The following is a 14,726-nucleotide window of genomic DNA, read 5'->3' as shown; positions in this document are numbered from 1 at the left end:
TTAATAGGGTTGAATAATCAGTTATAATCAATTCATTTTTAAATAAATATTTTATCTTCTTTTACATATTCTTTTTTGATGCTTTCCAGTAACATATCGAGATCAACTTTGTAATCGGGTTCCTCAGAGGAAATGGCTTTTAGGCTTACATCCTGTATCACATTCATGATATTGGAGCCGGTAAGTTCATATCTTCTGGCGATGTGTTCCAGGTTGATGTCTTCTAGCTGCAACTGCTGAGGCAAATTCTGCTGCCAGATGCGCAGTCGTTCCTCATGTTTGGGGTTGCTGAATTTGATGCAGCTGTGGAACCGCCTGGTGAAAGCCTGATCCATATTGTTTTTAAAGTTGGAGGCGAGGATAATCAGTCCCGAAAAAGTTTCGATCCGCTGCAGCAGGTAAGAGACTTCCTGATTGGCGTATTTATCGTGGGCATCCCGGACATTGGTCCGTTTTCCGAAGATCGCATCCGCTTCATCAAAGAAGAGGATCCAGTTTTTATTTTCGGCTTTTTCGAATAATTTGGACAGCTGTTTTTCCGTTTCGCCGATGTACTTGGAAACCAGCATCGAAACGTCGACTCTGAATACCGGACGCCCGGTATATTTTCCCAGAAGGCTGGCGGCAAGGGTCTTCCCTGTTCCCGGATCTCCGTAAAACAGGACGCGGAAGCCGGGCTTCAGCTTTTTCTGCATGTCCCATTCTTCCATCAGGATCCGGCTGTTGGTGTACCAGGATTCGATGCTTTGAAGTTCGTCCAAGGTATCCTGAGGCAATATAAGATCACTCCAGGACCGGCGCGTGTGCAGCTGTTCTGCAGGAAAATCTCCGCTCATCTTCGGCAGGAGTTCACGTCCGAGAATCATGGTATTGAAAAATTCCTGATGAACACTAATGAGGCTGTTGGCAGGCAGGTGTTCGTGGCCTGAGACTGAAACAATAACCACCTCCTGTCTGACTAACGCTGAATCCGGATTGAAATAGTCTAAGGCAGTCAACCGTTCCGAGATCCTGTCGCCTCCCAGAATATACTGAACGGCCTGGACGGTCGGATAAAAAAGCCGTCCGTTATCATTAAGAATGCAAAAATCAAAGAAGGTATCATCGGAATATTCCAGATAAATACGCTTGAGCAAAGCCGGATCAAGCCTGGGCAATAAAGCCATCAGCAGAAGCACCACTTCCTGATGGGTAAGCTCAGCCGCTGAAATGTAATTTCCCAACGGAAAGCCTTCGTGATCATTTATGCTAAATTTCGGTGCTCCTGCATTAAAATCTTCCGAAGGATTTTTTATCCGCCAGGTTATAATTTCTTCTAAATGGGTAAATAGTTTTTGTAATTGTTCTGAGGCCATGGGGCTTATTTTTGAGGGAGTTTAAGAATAATTTTTTATTAAGAATTTTATTTAAGGCTCCAGATAATACATACCAAAATCAGACGTACAAGAATTAGTAGGATCATTCCAGTTTCTTTTAGCCAAATTTAATAATGGTTTAAACGAATTGACTCCAGTAATATCCGTATTTAGAGATTTATAATAATTACCACTTCTTACAGTAGTGTTAAGTATATTACCTACTTTTGTAAATATTAAAGTATTGTTAACTACTTTAGCAAATGCATTTTCGGAAGGAGTAGTACCATCATTATTTTCAATAAAATTTAAACTGTTGTATTGATCCCATCCAGCAGATAAAGAAGATAAAAAACCTTGTAACATTCCTACATTAGTTTTAGCACTACTAATACCCATACCTACTATTCCCATGTAAGAAGTATAGGAAACTCCAACAGTACATCCTATTATAAATACCCAGTTTTTGTCATTGGGTAATATTAAGTTGGGATAAGCGCAGGCCATTATCTGCCTGTTATTAAACGCTCCTGGATTATCACATTTTAATACAATACCGGAGTTATGATCCGCATAAGAAACATTATTACCTTTTGCATTGATTATGTTCCAATCATTTATTGTTAAGTGAGTAAATTCTAAATTTCCTATATTCATAATAAAATCATTTAATTCCTTTACATTGGTATCCAATGCTGTCGGACTGTTGGTGTACGTGTGAACGATATTTAAAGTTTGTGAGGCAGGAGTAGCGGGATTCGGTAAGGTATCCGATATTGAGATTACTAAGGCATCCCCTTCGACGACCTGTTTTGTTGTGGGGTTAAGCTTAAGGACTTTTGGGTAATCCTTTAAATTATTACCGATATCGGTAAGGCCTTTCAGGTAATAAGAATTGCCTGAAGTATCCCAGGTAAAATTGGCATTCTGGGTAAAAACCCTTGCCTGCGTATTCGTCAGATCGGCTGTAGCGATGTTGGCGCCTCCCAAAGACTGCCATGAACTTCCGTTCCATAGATAGTACCCTGCAGAAGCGTCTGTCTGATATACCATAGCCCCGGTCTGTGTTGCATTAAGAGAAATCGCAAGACGCTGTGCCTGGGTCATTCTCGGTGCAACAAGGGCTGCTTTGGTTGTAGAATCAACCGACCATACGATATTACTGTAATTATTGCTTCCGATTCCCATGCTCGTGCCGTTATCCTGAAGCATGCTGTTGACCAATGCCGATCCGCTCCATTTTGCCAGATGGTTTGTGGCCATGGAAGGTTTATCCAGTTTGTTGTTGAAAGTATTCCAGTCTGCACTGCTTACATATCCCGCCGTATCTTTATTGGCCTGCAGAATGCTGAGCGATTTGTCTGCGGATAAATTACCGCCGCCCTGCAGGGGATAAGCAGTACCTATCGTTGTTGTTTTCTCCACTTTATTATCCAGCAATGCCTGCAGTCCGCCGATATTGGATACTGTAAAAGAGATGCTTGACAATACGGTTCCCCGGCTGTCTTTCAGTTGTAAAGTATTGGAATTTAAGACTAACTGCTTGCCTACGTTCATTACAAAATCATTTACCGGAATGCTGTCCAGCAGCTTGTTGTCGGCATTGTAAAGTTCCAGTGAAGCGGTTTCGGAATTGTATCTTAGATCCGTCCCTTCATCATCCAGGGTCTGTAAAGAAATCTCCGAGACCAATGCTCCTTTAGAATCGGCGAGCGAAAGTTTCCGGTCTGTAGGTGACCACTTCAGCGCATAGTTTATCGATAGATTCTCTAGACCTGCAATCTTCTCTTTCGGGATATTGTCCTCTTTATGCCAGTAAGCATCGATAAGACCTGCAAACTGGCTTTGGGTAGGATACTTATCTGTTTCAAAGTAGCTTTTCAGCTCCTGTCGTGTAGATAGTTTGTTGTTTTCCATAATATTTTATTTTTAACTCCTTGTGTTAGGCATGCTTTATTCGGATTCAATCGGTTCATCTATTAAGTTTAAATCCATCTTCTTTATTTCTGTAAAATTTTTTCGCCGGCTTCTTGCTGTAGCTTCAGTAAGTTTATCGTTTCACAATCAGATGATTCTCTCGTTAATTTCAGCGTTCAAAATTCCTGTTTTTTCTGTTCTTACCCAAGCTTTCGGCCTGTAGCATTCAGTAGCTGCAGTATGTTATGGAAATGAAAGATGCATCGCTAGATTTTTGCCGGATTGGATATGAATCTTACTTCAGTATATAAGATATGAGCATCAAGTTATATGACGAGGGTATTTCCGTAAATGACTAAACTTTCACCAGTTTAATTTTTGCTCCGGAATAATTATTTAACATTGCAAAAAAATCATGAAACATTCAAAATTAATTTTGGCTGGGGCGGTGATGTTATTCTCGGGACTTAGTATCAGCGCACAGAAAAAGAAACCGGCGGCCCCGACCGGATCCGGACCCACCGAAATGCCTGCTGACGCTAAAGTTCATGTAATTCCGGAAGAAAAGGGATTCCGCGATATGATCCATCAAATTAATGAAGCCGTCGATTTGAAATTTGACGAAAATTATAAAAAACGGAAATGTATTTATCACCCTTAGCAGCAAGCCATAACTGATGTATAAAGCCAAATGCAACGGCAATAAGGTAGACCGTAAACTGAATGCCCGAATTTACCACTGCAAGGTATACAGCCTGGACAACAAGACCCTGCTGTTCACCTACGAAACCGAAATAGCTGCTATCAGCCCGATCAAAATAATTTATAACAGTCCAGAAAAAAAATTCTTTATTTTGGATTTCTCCAAAATTTACGGCAATACCGAATACACGATAGGAAAGTCAGAAACATTTGAAAAATTTACGATTTTTGACTATTATTCGTCGTTTAATAAAGTCCAGAAATAAATAGAATGATAAAGCCCGGATTTTAAAGTCCGGGCTTTTTAACATTCAAATAGTTTTCTCAAGCTATAAGGTTCTTTTTTGCTTCTTCAATATTATAGATAATTCTATTATCCTGATTTACCAGCCTATTAAAAATATCAATGTATTGATTAAAAATACCTTTGTCATAATGGACAAGTACCGGAAACAATTGACTGGCCTGATAGTACCTGTTATTTTGTAAAGCATCATGTATTGCCTGCTCTATTTCTTTCAGAAGGAGTCTGCAATTTTTCTTTAAAAGAAAATCTTTCAGGTTGGATTCAAAAAATTGATTACCGTATATTTTCAGGAAATGTTTAATATAAGGATAAAGTTCCTCTTCCGGTTTTCCATTGAGTGCGGCAATATATAAGGCATTTGCAATGACATCGTACACATTATCTTCACCGTGTATTCTGTGGGGCTCAAAAGTTTCTTTCTCAGCCCATTTTTCTGAGATGAACTCATCAAGCTGTTTAAATCCTTCCAGCTCTGCCCAGGCGAGTAAAATAAGCATTGCCTGATAAGCAATATACCGATTTTCATTGTGAAGCAGTAATTTTAGTTTTTCAGTTCTTTCAGCATCCCTTTCTTCAAGGAGCTGCACTTCGTTGAGATCGTATCCTTCCTGTCCTTCTTCATTATAGTGGTAAAGAAGCTCATGTATTTCTTTGTTCATGTGATTGGGTTTAAATAGTATAATATTTAATGTTCTGTTTCTTATAATTACTCCTTAATCCAATTGTCTTTATTTTCGAAAAGGAATATGACAGTATTTTTATTTGCTTCCTATGGTTTGAGTAAAAATAATCTTACCGTTTTCATCCTTTTTGCGACTGATGCTGTATAGATCACGATCATTTAGGTAAGGTATTATCTTTTCTTTTATAAACACGGGTACTTTCATAAATTTTTCTAAATCTTCCGTACGTGTTTTACTAATAGTTTCATATTCTCTGTATTCTTCCAAGAGATTTAGCTGATGTATATTTTGGGCTTCAAGCTTATAGATTTCATATTCTTCCTCGCTAATAAAAAAGAGCGTACTTTTATCTGTAAACGCAGATTCGGAATCAGATTGAACAATTGCATTTTTGACCTGTGGTTCTATTGTCCTAACTGTTCCTGCCCATTCATTATAAGGTAAAACAGTATATGGTGCCCCGTAAAGCAAACCTATACAAATATCTTTTGTTGATTGCATTGCACGATAATCAAAATGGGGAGGCCATGCTTCATGTAGATTTTCAATTTTTGGTAAAAATAAGATTTCCGGAAAATGAAGACCTAAAGTTAACTTAAAAATACCTCGCATTTTTTCGTGTCCAAAATCTTCTGCATAATAATGCAAATCATCCTGTTCATTTTTACTATCGGAATAATATAAGATATAATTAAACTCTTTTTTATAATTTTTCATAATTCTAATATTTATATTTCTGTTCTAATTGTAAAATTTCATCATATATAGAACCAATATCACTTTTAAGTACTTTAATTCTTGATTCCATACCATACTTTGGATTTCCTAAGCTTTTAGTAAATTGACTCTGATATTCAGCAACCCCCATTTTAGTCTGTTCCATTAAAATTTCGGGAATTTTAACACCAGCAGACTTCAAATCTTGTAATCTCTTCAAATCAATTAGCCTATTATGGTATTCAATAGCACTCCAAATTTTAGAATTGCCATCATAAGTTTTTACAAAAGTGCCATTATCTCGGTAAAAACCTTTCTCAGTGGCTAATTTTATACCTTCCTTTTCTAATTTTATTAATTGTTTTACATGTCCATATTCGTGTATAGCAGTTTCGTAATCCATCCCTTTTAGCAAAGTAACTTCTTTTTCAAAATATAAAAATTCTCCTTTTTTATTGATAATTTCAATTACTTTTACATGAGGATCAATTTTTATATTACCAAAATCTTGTTCTATAATAGTAACTTTGTATCCCAATTCTTCCATTTCACTTACTAAATTATTAAAATTAGGATGTAGTTCCATTTGAACCGTACCTGTAGCTATGGTTTGTTCTGTAACAGGTAAACCGGGTTTTGGTCCATAATTACTTTCTCTCCAGTGGCTGTTTTCATTTATCCATTGAGTTTCTTGATGAGCCAACGGTCCTAAGCTTTCATCAAATGTACGGTTTTGTGATGAGCTAATTTTGCTATTTTGTTCTTTACTTTTTAATCCATTTGATTTCTTATTTCCAAATGACTGAGTGCTCTCGTTTATTTTTGTGGTCATTACTCCTTGGCTTTCATGCTTTCCGGTAGCTTTCACTTTAAAATATTCAGAAGGAATTTCGCCTTTAATTAAAATTTCCTTATCCCGAACACTATTGTTAAGATCTCTTACAGCATCATCCACTCTTTTTTGATTTTTAGGCGTTGGATTTTCCTCAAATCTTTTCATCGCCTGATCTATTTTGGTTTGCAGTTCTGCCTGTACTTTTTCAGGTCTTAAAACCTCTACTTCACTTATTTTACCTGCAGCAATGTCTGCTTCCAGTCTTTTGATGTCCACTTCAATCACATTGTCACCATACGTTTTGCCAATACCCGGACCTTCTTCGGAGAACGAAGTGTAAGGACTCTTGCTTTTCATCGGTTCGCTTCCTCTTACATGGTCCGAAACAGTAGCACTGCCGTTTTTATCAGCAGGCGTTAGATTACCTTCTTCCTTAATATGAGATTTAATTCTTCCTTCTTTTGATCCTTTAGGAGAATAAGGAGTGTTATCCTGCCTGAATACGCTTTCTTCAAATGTATTTTCTTTTGCCTGAGCCGGCTTCACATTCTCTTCCTGAATGTTGGCTTTGCCTTTATCCTTTGCAAAAGGCTGCTCACGCATTCTGTCCGGAACCGTCTGCTCTTCAAAAGGAAGCTGGTTTAAATTACGGTTTTTCGGTGTCGCAGTCTTTTTTCTGAACGGTTCAGTCACCCATTCCTGTGCCTTCTTATAAGCCGCCTTAAAACTCTGCGCCGCTTTCATCCAGGTTTCTTTTTTGAAAACAGAGGTTATCTTGCGAGGGATGGAAACAATTTTTGCTTTCAACCCGTTTTTCACATTAATAAACATCCGTTTGCCAAAAGTTTTCGGATTTGTTTTTGCCAGATTTTTTATGGAAGCACCTCCTTTTTGCGAGGCTTTTCCACCAATTATTGCGAAAATAGCCATTCCGGAATTGGTAATATCACTTTTCAGCTCACCGGAATTTTTAAATAAAACTTCAGCTGTTTTTGCCGTATGAATATCATAAATATTTTTAATTCCATTGAGTATATTCAGCCCCAGTGCGATTGCTCCGATCCAGAAGGTGATGGTTCCCATGGTTATGGTAGCTCCTCCCAGCCAGGCCGCTAACGGTGCCAAACCTCCTAAAGTGAAGATCGATCCTACGGCAGCCGCTAATGTTAAAATACCCAATATTCCCGTAATTACACCAGCAATGGCCAGTACTTTGTTGGCAATTCCGGCGGCTTTCTGAAGAATCATTCCCACCGGATCCCGGGAGAATCCCTTCCAATTCGTAAGATCGTTCCAAATTCCTTGTACTGAATTTGAAATAGAATTATACCATTCTAAAGGATTAATAATCGAGTTGATGAATTTCCCCACATCAGACCATGTAATGGATGTGATATCGTTCCAGATTCCCGAGAAAGCAATGGTAATAGACATCCAGAGTCTTTTTAAACCGGTAATCTTGTTCAGGTTTTTGGTAACCAGATTCATTGGTTTTTGTAAAGCGTCTTTCCGTTTGTTGTTAAAGTTTTCTATCTGTGCATTTCTTATGCTTTCAACATTTTCATCGATTGAAGTTTGCTGTTCCGACTGATCACTATCATAATTGGCGGTTATCTGCTCAAATTTATCTTTTAACAGATTTTGTTCGGCCGGGTTTAATGTCCGGAGAAATGCGACCTGCTCATCCTGCGTTTTTAACTGGGCAAAATCCATCAACAGGCGTTCTGACGGATTAAGATCTTTAGGTGTCTGCTGAATTTTATCTTTTTCTTTTTGTGTTAAACTATTCCGTCCCTCAATGGTAGCCATGTTTTGGTAGTAGGCATTTTGAGCTTTTATCACTTCAAGTTCGATACTATAAGAATCCTGTAATAAAGAATCGGCCTCTTTGTTTAATTTTTTACTTTGAGATTCGGCATCTTTTAATTTTGGATTCAGCTTTATTAAATCACTTTTTGCCTCGCTGTTCTTTTTGGTATCTGCGGCCAGTTTTGCCTTTGATTTCCTCAGAGATTCTTTCGAAGATAATGCATCTTTTTGCATTGCCGCATTTTTCGCTTTAGCCTGTTGGGCTTCCTGGGTTAATTTCTGAACGGTATTTCCTGATTGGGATACGGCCTGATTGATTGTGCCTGCATTGGTATTTAGTTCTTTTAATTTTTGAGTAAGCTTTCCGGAATCTGCATTCTCAGGATCCTGATGTTTCTGCGATCCGCCTAATAAATCGTTGGCTTCTTTATTTAAATCGCTTGCTTTGGTTTTATTTTTCTGGTATTCTTCGCGATAGGTTACTACTTCCTGCTCTACTTTTTGCTGTCGTTTTACCGAGGTTTCGAGTCCTTTTTCCAGTTTATTCACCAGATGCTCTTTAGCCTGTACGCTGTCTTCCGATTTTTGAAGGTCGTCATCTGATTTCCGGATTGCTTTTTCAACTTCCCTGATTTTGCTTTTCAGCCCTTTTGCTGCTTCTTTCTGGGATTTTACCTGTGACCTTGCTTCTACTCCCTGATCCCTGAATTCCTGGGCCGCTGCAACAAGACCTCCTATATTGAGGGTAGTTTGTGCATCCGGAGCTATTTCAGCCTGTTCGCTGTCAACAGCCTTATCCATTCTCGGCATAACAACAGGTTTAATAGCAGCCGGAACGACAACTTTTGCTTCTTTTTCTCCTTTCGTATTTATATTTGATTTTTTGTGGCCGGATTTTTTTTCATCCTTTACATTATTTTGTAAATAAAAATTTTCGTTTTGATCCGCAGTCCTTTTTGAATTGTTGCTTAGATCAGATAATACCGGAGCAATCTGAGGTTTTTTAATTGCAACCGGCTCCTCTTTTTTCTGATTTACTGACACCATATTGGCTTTACCCAGTATTTCTTTTTGCTGTAAAGGCTTTGCCTGCGCATTGGTATCCAATGTTTTTTTACCCGCCTGGTAAGCCGCCGCCTGCTCCTCCATGGTCTTCGGCAGGTACGTCCCGTTTTTCAGGTTGCGGTAATCCCGGATCTGGCTGATGCTCAAGGTGGCGATGTAGCTTTTTTCGAGCTTTTGGGTATCGGGGTGGTTGATATCTCCGGTTTCTGCCAGGCTTTCCTGAAACTTACCGTACCGGATTTCGGCGCCCTTGTCGTAAATGGTTCTTGAACCGTGAACCGGGGCGATGGTTCCGTTCAGGTTCATCCTGTTGGAATAAGGGTTGGCCGATCCGGCCGTTACGGCGGTGCTTTCCGGTTTCTGGGTTTGTAAATTGGCAACTTCGGTTACCGGCAGGGGAATGACCACCGGCTTTTCGGGCTTGTGTTTTTTGCCCGGGCCGTGAGGATTACTGCTGCCTTTATGTAGAGGTTGTGCTGCTTCCATGGATTGGATGTTTTTTAATTTTAAATTTGGGTTAAAATACCTGTAAAATACCGTGGCCGTGCTTTACAGGCTGCCTTCAGGATCCGGAACACCGGACTTGCGGTTGAGGGACTTTTTATGAAGGGGTTTAAAAAATAAACCCGGAGCGGTATCGGCTTTGTGATGAGAAACACGCGTGCCTGCCCGCTCCGGGCCTCGTTCTCATGTTTAGTTTTCAGGGTTAAATTTCGTACTTTTCCGCGGGAACCGCCAGCTTTTTGCCGCTATGGTTCTGTAGTTGCAGTGAGCATTTCCGCGGACCGCTTTATATTGATCCGAATTCGATCTTATTTAATTTGTTTTCAATTATCTAACGTGAACCCGAAGCGGGATTCGGATGAACAGGCCGGAAGAAGAGATGCCGGAAGTTTTTCTTTTCAGAATAGGTCACAGGTCCTGATGATTAGCTTGGATCTTTTGTCATTCTATCCTAGAGTATTTTTATTTAACATACTTACTGAATCAGCATTATTTTTATTTTACAATTAATTAAAATACTGAATACAGGTTTTTTACAGCCTAAATCAGGTCAACTTAAGAAATAAAAAACCTAAAATCACAAAAATAGCAAGGACATTTAAATCAATTCATTTTTGACGGAATGCAACAGGATCATTTGACAGGTCAGCCGGTCTTCAGTCCTGATTGACGAAATATCCGGCATATCAACCTGTATCTGCTTCGAGTTCACGTTAGATCAGTGATTCAAGCATCCGGATCAGCTCCGGCTGCGGGTGGACATCCGACTTATCGGGCCTGAAGGAGACATGCGCCCAGATGCCGCTTTCGCCGCCCAGTGCCCTTTTATTAAACTCAAACATGACCTTTCCTTTGTATTTCAGGGAAATGCCGTACTGCCTGCCCCAGTAGACCAGAAGTTCTTTCAGGGAAGCAATCTGGGCATCGGTATACTTCTCATAAAACCGGTAACCTCTGAATTCTTTTTCATATTTCACCACATTTTTCGCAGCGACTTCCTGCCCGGAGAACGAGTAATATTTTGAATCCTTCAAGGTCAGGCCTCCCCAGCTGTCGAGCTCCACGCCAATGAATTCCTTATTCCTTTGGGTGTTCATTTCCGCAAGCCCGAATTGTGCGAAATGCGCTTTTTTAATCCCGAGGTGATGCGCCCAGTATTTGGATGAAAACAGCTGGTGGATCCCGCCGTCCCGGGCAATGATGATGGGCGTCGCCACCCGTTCGAACGTGGATTTCCACCAGTTGATGTCCCCTTCCACCGAATCTCCCGACACCGTATGGTGCAGTACGATGCCTTTCTTTGCGGTGGCTTCCCGGTAATACTGGTTTTCGGGGAAACTGTGATTGATGATGTTCATGATTTTATTATTAATTTATTTTAAACGGGATCGTCTTTTTTTTCTTCTTCACCGGCAGCCGGCCGCGTTGTCTTCACGCCGTACCGTCCTTCGATGTACAGGCTTACCGCTCTTTCGATCCATTCCGGCAGATTGGTGGTAATCATCTTCAGGAATTTATCGTACCCGTAGCCGAGTACAAACAATATGCCTGTGGAATACCATTTGTTGTGAAGGTCTGCCCTGCTCATCACATAGCTCATGGTGAACCCGACGATCATCACAATAGCGAGTGTGACGAAGTGTTCCCAGAGCTGTTTCTTCTCTTTATTCTGTATCGAGATCAATACCCTTAATAATCCTCCGGAGAATGCAATGGCAGTTCCGATAAAAAGGGCTTTTATACTATCCAAACTCATTCTTTCCTATATTTTTTAGCATTTCCGGAGGTTCATTCATGCTCAAGCATGTAGAGACCGTCTAAAAATTTTTTGCTGTTCAGGATATTTTCACCTTCGTTGATATAGGCAAGCTCGTCGATCAGTTCACTGATATCTTTACGGGGCTTCTGCAGTTTTTCTTTATTCTTTTTGTTCTTTCTCTTTTTCATGGTTATTAAAATGGATATGGTGGTTATTGTTTTTACCCAATCGGATCGATGTTCCTGTCATAAAGCACAGGAGATTTTTAAAGCCTTTTACCTAACAGCAACAGACCAAAAGAAAAACGGGGATTACCTTCGTAAGATAACGGCAATTTAAATTTGGGAGAGATGTCGGGTTACAACCTTTAATTGTTTGGTACGGGATCGGATCCCGGACGGAGCAGCGCAATTACCTGGCGGTCTATTCTGCCCATTGTGCGTTGATATCAATAGAAATAAACGAAACGGCCTTTGTTCGGCTTAAAAGGAAGGATCACTGATGCTCTTATAAGGCTCAGCGCTGATGATTACAGCGGAAAATTATTTTAATAGCAGCCAAAGGCGTTTCGTTTACCAGCTTATGTAAGGAACCGGGAGATGGATGGATGCAGATATCGCTTCAATAGCCGGAAAGGATTCTCGGTTTAAGATATATGATTTCCGGATTTGGTTTATTGAATTCCGGCCGTGAAGCGATTTCATTATTTTTAATTATTTATACTATGAAAACCTGCTTAATCCTGGACGATGATATTGTAAATTGTCCTTTCCGATAAAAACAGCATTTCCGTGAGTTCTGTTACAATGACTTTCATCTGTTTGTCCTGATTGCGTTTTACATAATCGGTGACAAAATCTTTTCTTTTTTCTGTTAATTCTTTACTTCGTTTCATTTTCTTTAAGGTTAAAAGTTAATTTTTTTTATTATCATCCGGCCTGTTCTCTATCGTTTTTTATATTGAAATAGATGCGTAAAAGATCTGCAAAGGCTGATGTTCCAGCCTCCGGAGGATATCTGATGAGATAAATTTGGTTTGTTTTGATTTTCAGAAGCCGGCCAGGGGTTCTGGCCAAAATGGCCGGCCGTTTTTTTCTGAATTTCCGCTCTAACCGATAAACCTGCTAATGTTTAAGAAATGGATGTTCATAAACACTTTGACAGTTTATTACGTTCGTTCAATAAGTGAAGCATCGGAGCCGGCTGTTCTTTTAAGTACCCGGGAAACCTCTCTTACAGGGCTTCATCCAAATACGAACAAAATAATTTAACAGGGCTTTAAAACCGCACTTTTTACTTTTTTTATATTGCTTTTTTGTTTTACAGGGTACCGTCTGAAACAAAAATTAAATTCCGGCTGCAAATATATCGGGTAATAAGTTTAATCTTAATTTTTTGATTATCATTCTCTTTCAGGCTTAAATAAAGGAATTAATTATCAAAACAATATAAAACTATCAATATAATTCTGTATATTTGTGCTGTTATTTCTTATTAGCGAGACAAATATACGAACAATGTTCGTATTTATGAAATAAAAAAAGAAATATTTTGCGTCTTTTTTTATAAATAATGATAAACGTATCAAAATGACTCATTTAGAATTCAAACAGATCAGGAAGAAACTCAATATGAAGCAGGCGGAAATTGCAGAAGCAATTGGAGTCGGCACAAGAGCGGTGCAGTACTGGGAAAAAGGCGAACGGAAAATACCGGAAACAACGGCTTATTTCGTAAAGAACCTGTTGGAAGAACAAGAACGCAAAACGAAAAACAGTGCATCCCCTGTCGTGTTTTCGGAGCTAAAAGTAATGTATGTCCCGCTGGCGAACCAGTATGCGCAGGCCGGTTACCTGAACGGGTTTGCGGACGAAGAATATATGGAAAGCCTTCCGGTGATCCCTTTTACTGATGATGTGGAACACCGCGGCGAATATATGTGCTTTGAAGTAAAAGGAGACAGTATGGATGACGGCTCTTACGAAAGCTATCTGGAAGGCGATATTATTTTATGCCGGAACATCCGTCAGGATTACTGGATGAGCAGGCTGCATTATGACAAATGGGATTTTGTGATCGTACACAAAGAAAAAGGGATCCTGGTCAAGCGCATCATCAAACACGATGTCGAGAAAGGCATCATCACCCTTCATTCCCTGAATGAATATTATGATGACTTTGAAATCCACCTGGATGATGTCGCAAAACTGTTCAATATCATCAGTACCAGAAGAAAAAACAACAGGCGATAATCCCGCCGCTGTTTTCAGGTGAATAAAAATCCTCAATTTGATTGAGGATTTTATCGGTTTTAAACATCCCTAAAATGATCAGGGCATCCTGTCATTATTAAACAGTATTTACTGAAAGAAATCTGTTCCTAATGCATAATTTACTTTCGATTCTACTTGGAAAGCGAAAATTCTTACGGTTCCGGAAGCCGGCCCTATCGGCTGGGAATTCAGTACTTTCAGGCCTGATGCGGTAGGGGCTGTTCCGTTTACTGTACCGTTTATACCTGTAGTACTGCAGGTATACATACTTCCTCCTGTTTTGCCGTCGGTCCCGCTTTTTGTCAAAACGGTTGTAAATTCAATATAATCACCGACTTTGGCTTCAAAAAATCGCCATTTTTCAATCGGATTATTATAATCTATATTCGGGGTATCACTCATCACCATTCTTACTCCGTTTTTTTTGATTGAAAATTCAACTTCACTGTTCTGATCATTTCCCTGACGAATATTTTTGGCGTGATTATAAAATACGGTTCTCTTTTCCCCTGTACAATCCCCTATTTTAAAGGGTTCTGAAGCGGTAGCCGTTACGCCTCCGACGGTAAGTTCCACTTCCAGATCATAATTGCCGGGAGCCTGGATTTGCGGAAGCGCTATCACAGCATCCGGATCCACAGTAATGGTGCTGGTAGGGTATCCCGGTCCGACAATCCTGTAAGATGCGCTTGAATTTGCACTTGTTACCGGCACAGAGGAAGTGTAATCTATTTTAAATAAAATCTCGCATTGTGCTGCTGCCATTGTATTATTTTTTATCGTTAATATTATTTTAATAA

General features: G+C 39.6%; 13 protein-coding genes. 3 read left to right on the top strand and 10 right to left on the bottom strand.

The features are described from left to right. Positions 1-38: 38 nt before the first annotated feature. Together FY557_RS05570 and FY557_RS05565 are read right to left on the bottom strand one after the other, a co-directional pair. Positions 39-1,355 (bottom strand): ATP-binding protein, encoded by a 1,317-nt coding sequence (locus FY557_RS05570; protein ID WP_149246301.1) that lies wholly within the window; start codon positions 1,353-1,355, stop codon positions 39-41. Positions 1,356-1,406: 51 nt separating this feature from the next. Next, positions 1,407-3,272 (bottom strand): hypothetical protein, encoded by a 1,866-nt coding sequence (locus FY557_RS05565; RefSeq protein WP_149246300.1) that lies wholly within the window; start codon positions 3,270-3,272, stop codon positions 1,407-1,409. 415 nt (positions 3,273-3,687) lie between these two features. Here FY557_RS05565 and FY557_RS05560 point away from each other — a divergent pair, with 415 nt between their 5' ends. Next, positions 3,688-3,933, top strand: coding sequence for a hypothetical protein (locus FY557_RS05560; RefSeq protein WP_149246299.1), 246 nt, complete (start codon positions 3,688-3,690; stop codon positions 3,931-3,933). A gap of 16 nt (positions 3,934-3,949) precedes the next feature. Continuing rightward, entirely contained in the window at positions 3,950-4,240 is a 291-nt protein-coding gene (locus FY557_RS05555) for a hypothetical protein (protein WP_149246298.1), read from the top strand. Positions 4,241-4,298: 58 nt separating this feature from the next. Here FY557_RS05555 and FY557_RS05550 read toward each other — a convergent pair whose 3' ends face one another. The 7 genes from FY557_RS05550 to FY557_RS20070 form a co-directional block, all read right to left on the bottom strand. After that, entirely contained in the window at positions 4,299-4,940 is a 642-nt protein-coding gene (locus tag FY557_RS05550; protein ID WP_149246297.1) for a hypothetical protein, read from the bottom strand. 99 nt (positions 4,941-5,039) lie between these two features. Continuing rightward, a complete protein-coding gene (locus FY557_RS05545; protein ID WP_149246296.1) occupies positions 5,040-5,681 on the bottom strand; it encodes a hypothetical protein in 642 nt (213 codons plus the stop codon). A gap of 4 nt (positions 5,682-5,685) precedes the next feature. Then, entirely contained in the window at positions 5,686-9,876 is a 4,191-nt protein-coding gene (locus FY557_RS05540; RefSeq protein ID WP_149246295.1) for a hypothetical protein, read from the bottom strand. Positions 9,877-10,607: 731 nt separating this feature from the next. Further along, positions 10,608-11,252, bottom strand: coding sequence for an N-acetylmuramoyl-L-alanine amidase (locus FY557_RS05535; RefSeq protein WP_149246294.1), 645 nt, complete (start codon positions 11,250-11,252; stop codon positions 10,608-10,610). Positions 11,253-11,272: 20 nt separating this feature from the next. Next, entirely contained in the window at positions 11,273-11,650 is a 378-nt protein-coding gene (locus tag FY557_RS05530) for a hypothetical protein (RefSeq protein WP_149246293.1), read from the bottom strand. A gap of 32 nt (positions 11,651-11,682) precedes the next feature. Then, positions 11,683-11,841, bottom strand: a complete 159-nt coding sequence (locus tag FY557_RS20075; RefSeq protein WP_185151662.1) for a hypothetical protein — start codon at positions 11,839-11,841, stop codon at positions 11,683-11,685. 548 nt (positions 11,842-12,389) lie between these two features. Continuing rightward, a complete protein-coding gene (locus FY557_RS20070) occupies positions 12,390-12,548 on the bottom strand; it encodes a hypothetical protein (RefSeq protein ID WP_185151661.1) in 159 nt (52 codons plus the stop codon). A gap of 694 nt (positions 12,549-13,242) precedes the next feature. Here FY557_RS20070 and FY557_RS05525 point away from each other — a divergent pair. Continuing rightward, positions 13,243-13,905 (top strand): S24 family peptidase, encoded by a 663-nt coding sequence (locus FY557_RS05525; RefSeq protein WP_149246292.1) that lies wholly within the window; start codon positions 13,243-13,245, stop codon positions 13,903-13,905. A gap of 108 nt (positions 13,906-14,013) precedes the next feature. Here the strand turns inward: FY557_RS05525 and FY557_RS05520 are convergent, their stop codons facing one another. Continuing rightward, complete coding sequence (locus FY557_RS05520) at positions 14,014-14,691, bottom strand: hypothetical protein (protein ID WP_149246291.1); 678 nt, start codon at positions 14,689-14,691, stop codon at positions 14,014-14,016. Between the last annotated feature and the right edge of the window lie 35 nt (positions 14,692-14,726).

This window comes from Chryseobacterium sp. SN22 (assembly GCF_008329705.1).
GTDB lineage: Bacteria > Bacteroidota > Bacteroidia > Flavobacteriales > Weeksellaceae > Chryseobacterium.
The sequence above is the reverse complement of the archived record's forward strand: the minus strand, read 5'-3'. Positions and strand labels throughout refer to the sequence as shown.

What these genes read in the sequence shown, in the direction of transcription:
- FY557_RS05570 (WP_149246301.1), bottom strand. Translation starts at nt 1,355, where the DNA reads ATGGCCTCAGAACAATTACAAAAACTATTTACCCATTTAGAAGAAATT.
- FY557_RS05565 (WP_149246300.1), bottom strand. Translation starts at nt 3,272, where the DNA reads ATGGAAAACAACAAACTATCTACACGACAGGAGCTGAAAAGCTACTTT.
- FY557_RS05560 (WP_149246299.1), top strand. Translation starts at nt 3,688, where the DNA reads ATGAAACATTCAAAATTAATTTTGGCTGGGGCGGTGATGTTATTCTCG.
- FY557_RS05555 (WP_149246298.1), top strand. Translation starts at nt 3,950, where the DNA reads ATGTATAAAGCCAAATGCAACGGCAATAAGGTAGACCGTAAACTGAAT.
- FY557_RS05550 (WP_149246297.1), bottom strand. Translation starts at nt 4,940, where the DNA reads ATGAACAAAGAAATACATGAGCTTCTTTACCACTATAATGAAGAAGGA.
- FY557_RS05545 (WP_149246296.1), bottom strand. Translation starts at nt 5,681, where the DNA reads ATGAAAAATTATAAAAAAGAGTTTAATTATATCTTATATTATTCCGAT.
- FY557_RS05540 (WP_149246295.1), bottom strand. Translation starts at nt 9,876, where the DNA reads ATGGAAGCAGCACAACCTCTACATAAAGGCAGCAGTAATCCTCACGGC.
- FY557_RS05535 (WP_149246294.1), bottom strand. Translation starts at nt 11,252, where the DNA reads ATGAACATCATCAATCACAGTTTCCCCGAAAACCAGTATTACCGGGAA.
- FY557_RS05530 (WP_149246293.1), bottom strand. Translation starts at nt 11,650, where the DNA reads ATGAGTTTGGATAGTATAAAAGCCCTTTTTATCGGAACTGCCATTGCA.
- FY557_RS20075 (WP_185151662.1), bottom strand. Translation starts at nt 11,841, where the DNA reads ATGAAAAAGAGAAAGAACAAAAAGAATAAAGAAAAACTGCAGAAGCCC.
- FY557_RS20070 (WP_185151661.1), bottom strand. Translation starts at nt 12,548, where the DNA reads ATGAAACGAAGTAAAGAATTAACAGAAAAAAGAAAAGATTTTGTCACC.
- FY557_RS05525 (WP_149246292.1), top strand. Translation starts at nt 13,243, where the DNA reads ATGACTCATTTAGAATTCAAACAGATCAGGAAGAAACTCAATATGAAG.
- FY557_RS05520 (WP_149246291.1), bottom strand. Translation starts at nt 14,691, where the DNA reads ATGGCAGCAGCACAATGCGAGATTTTATTTAAAATAGATTACACTTCC.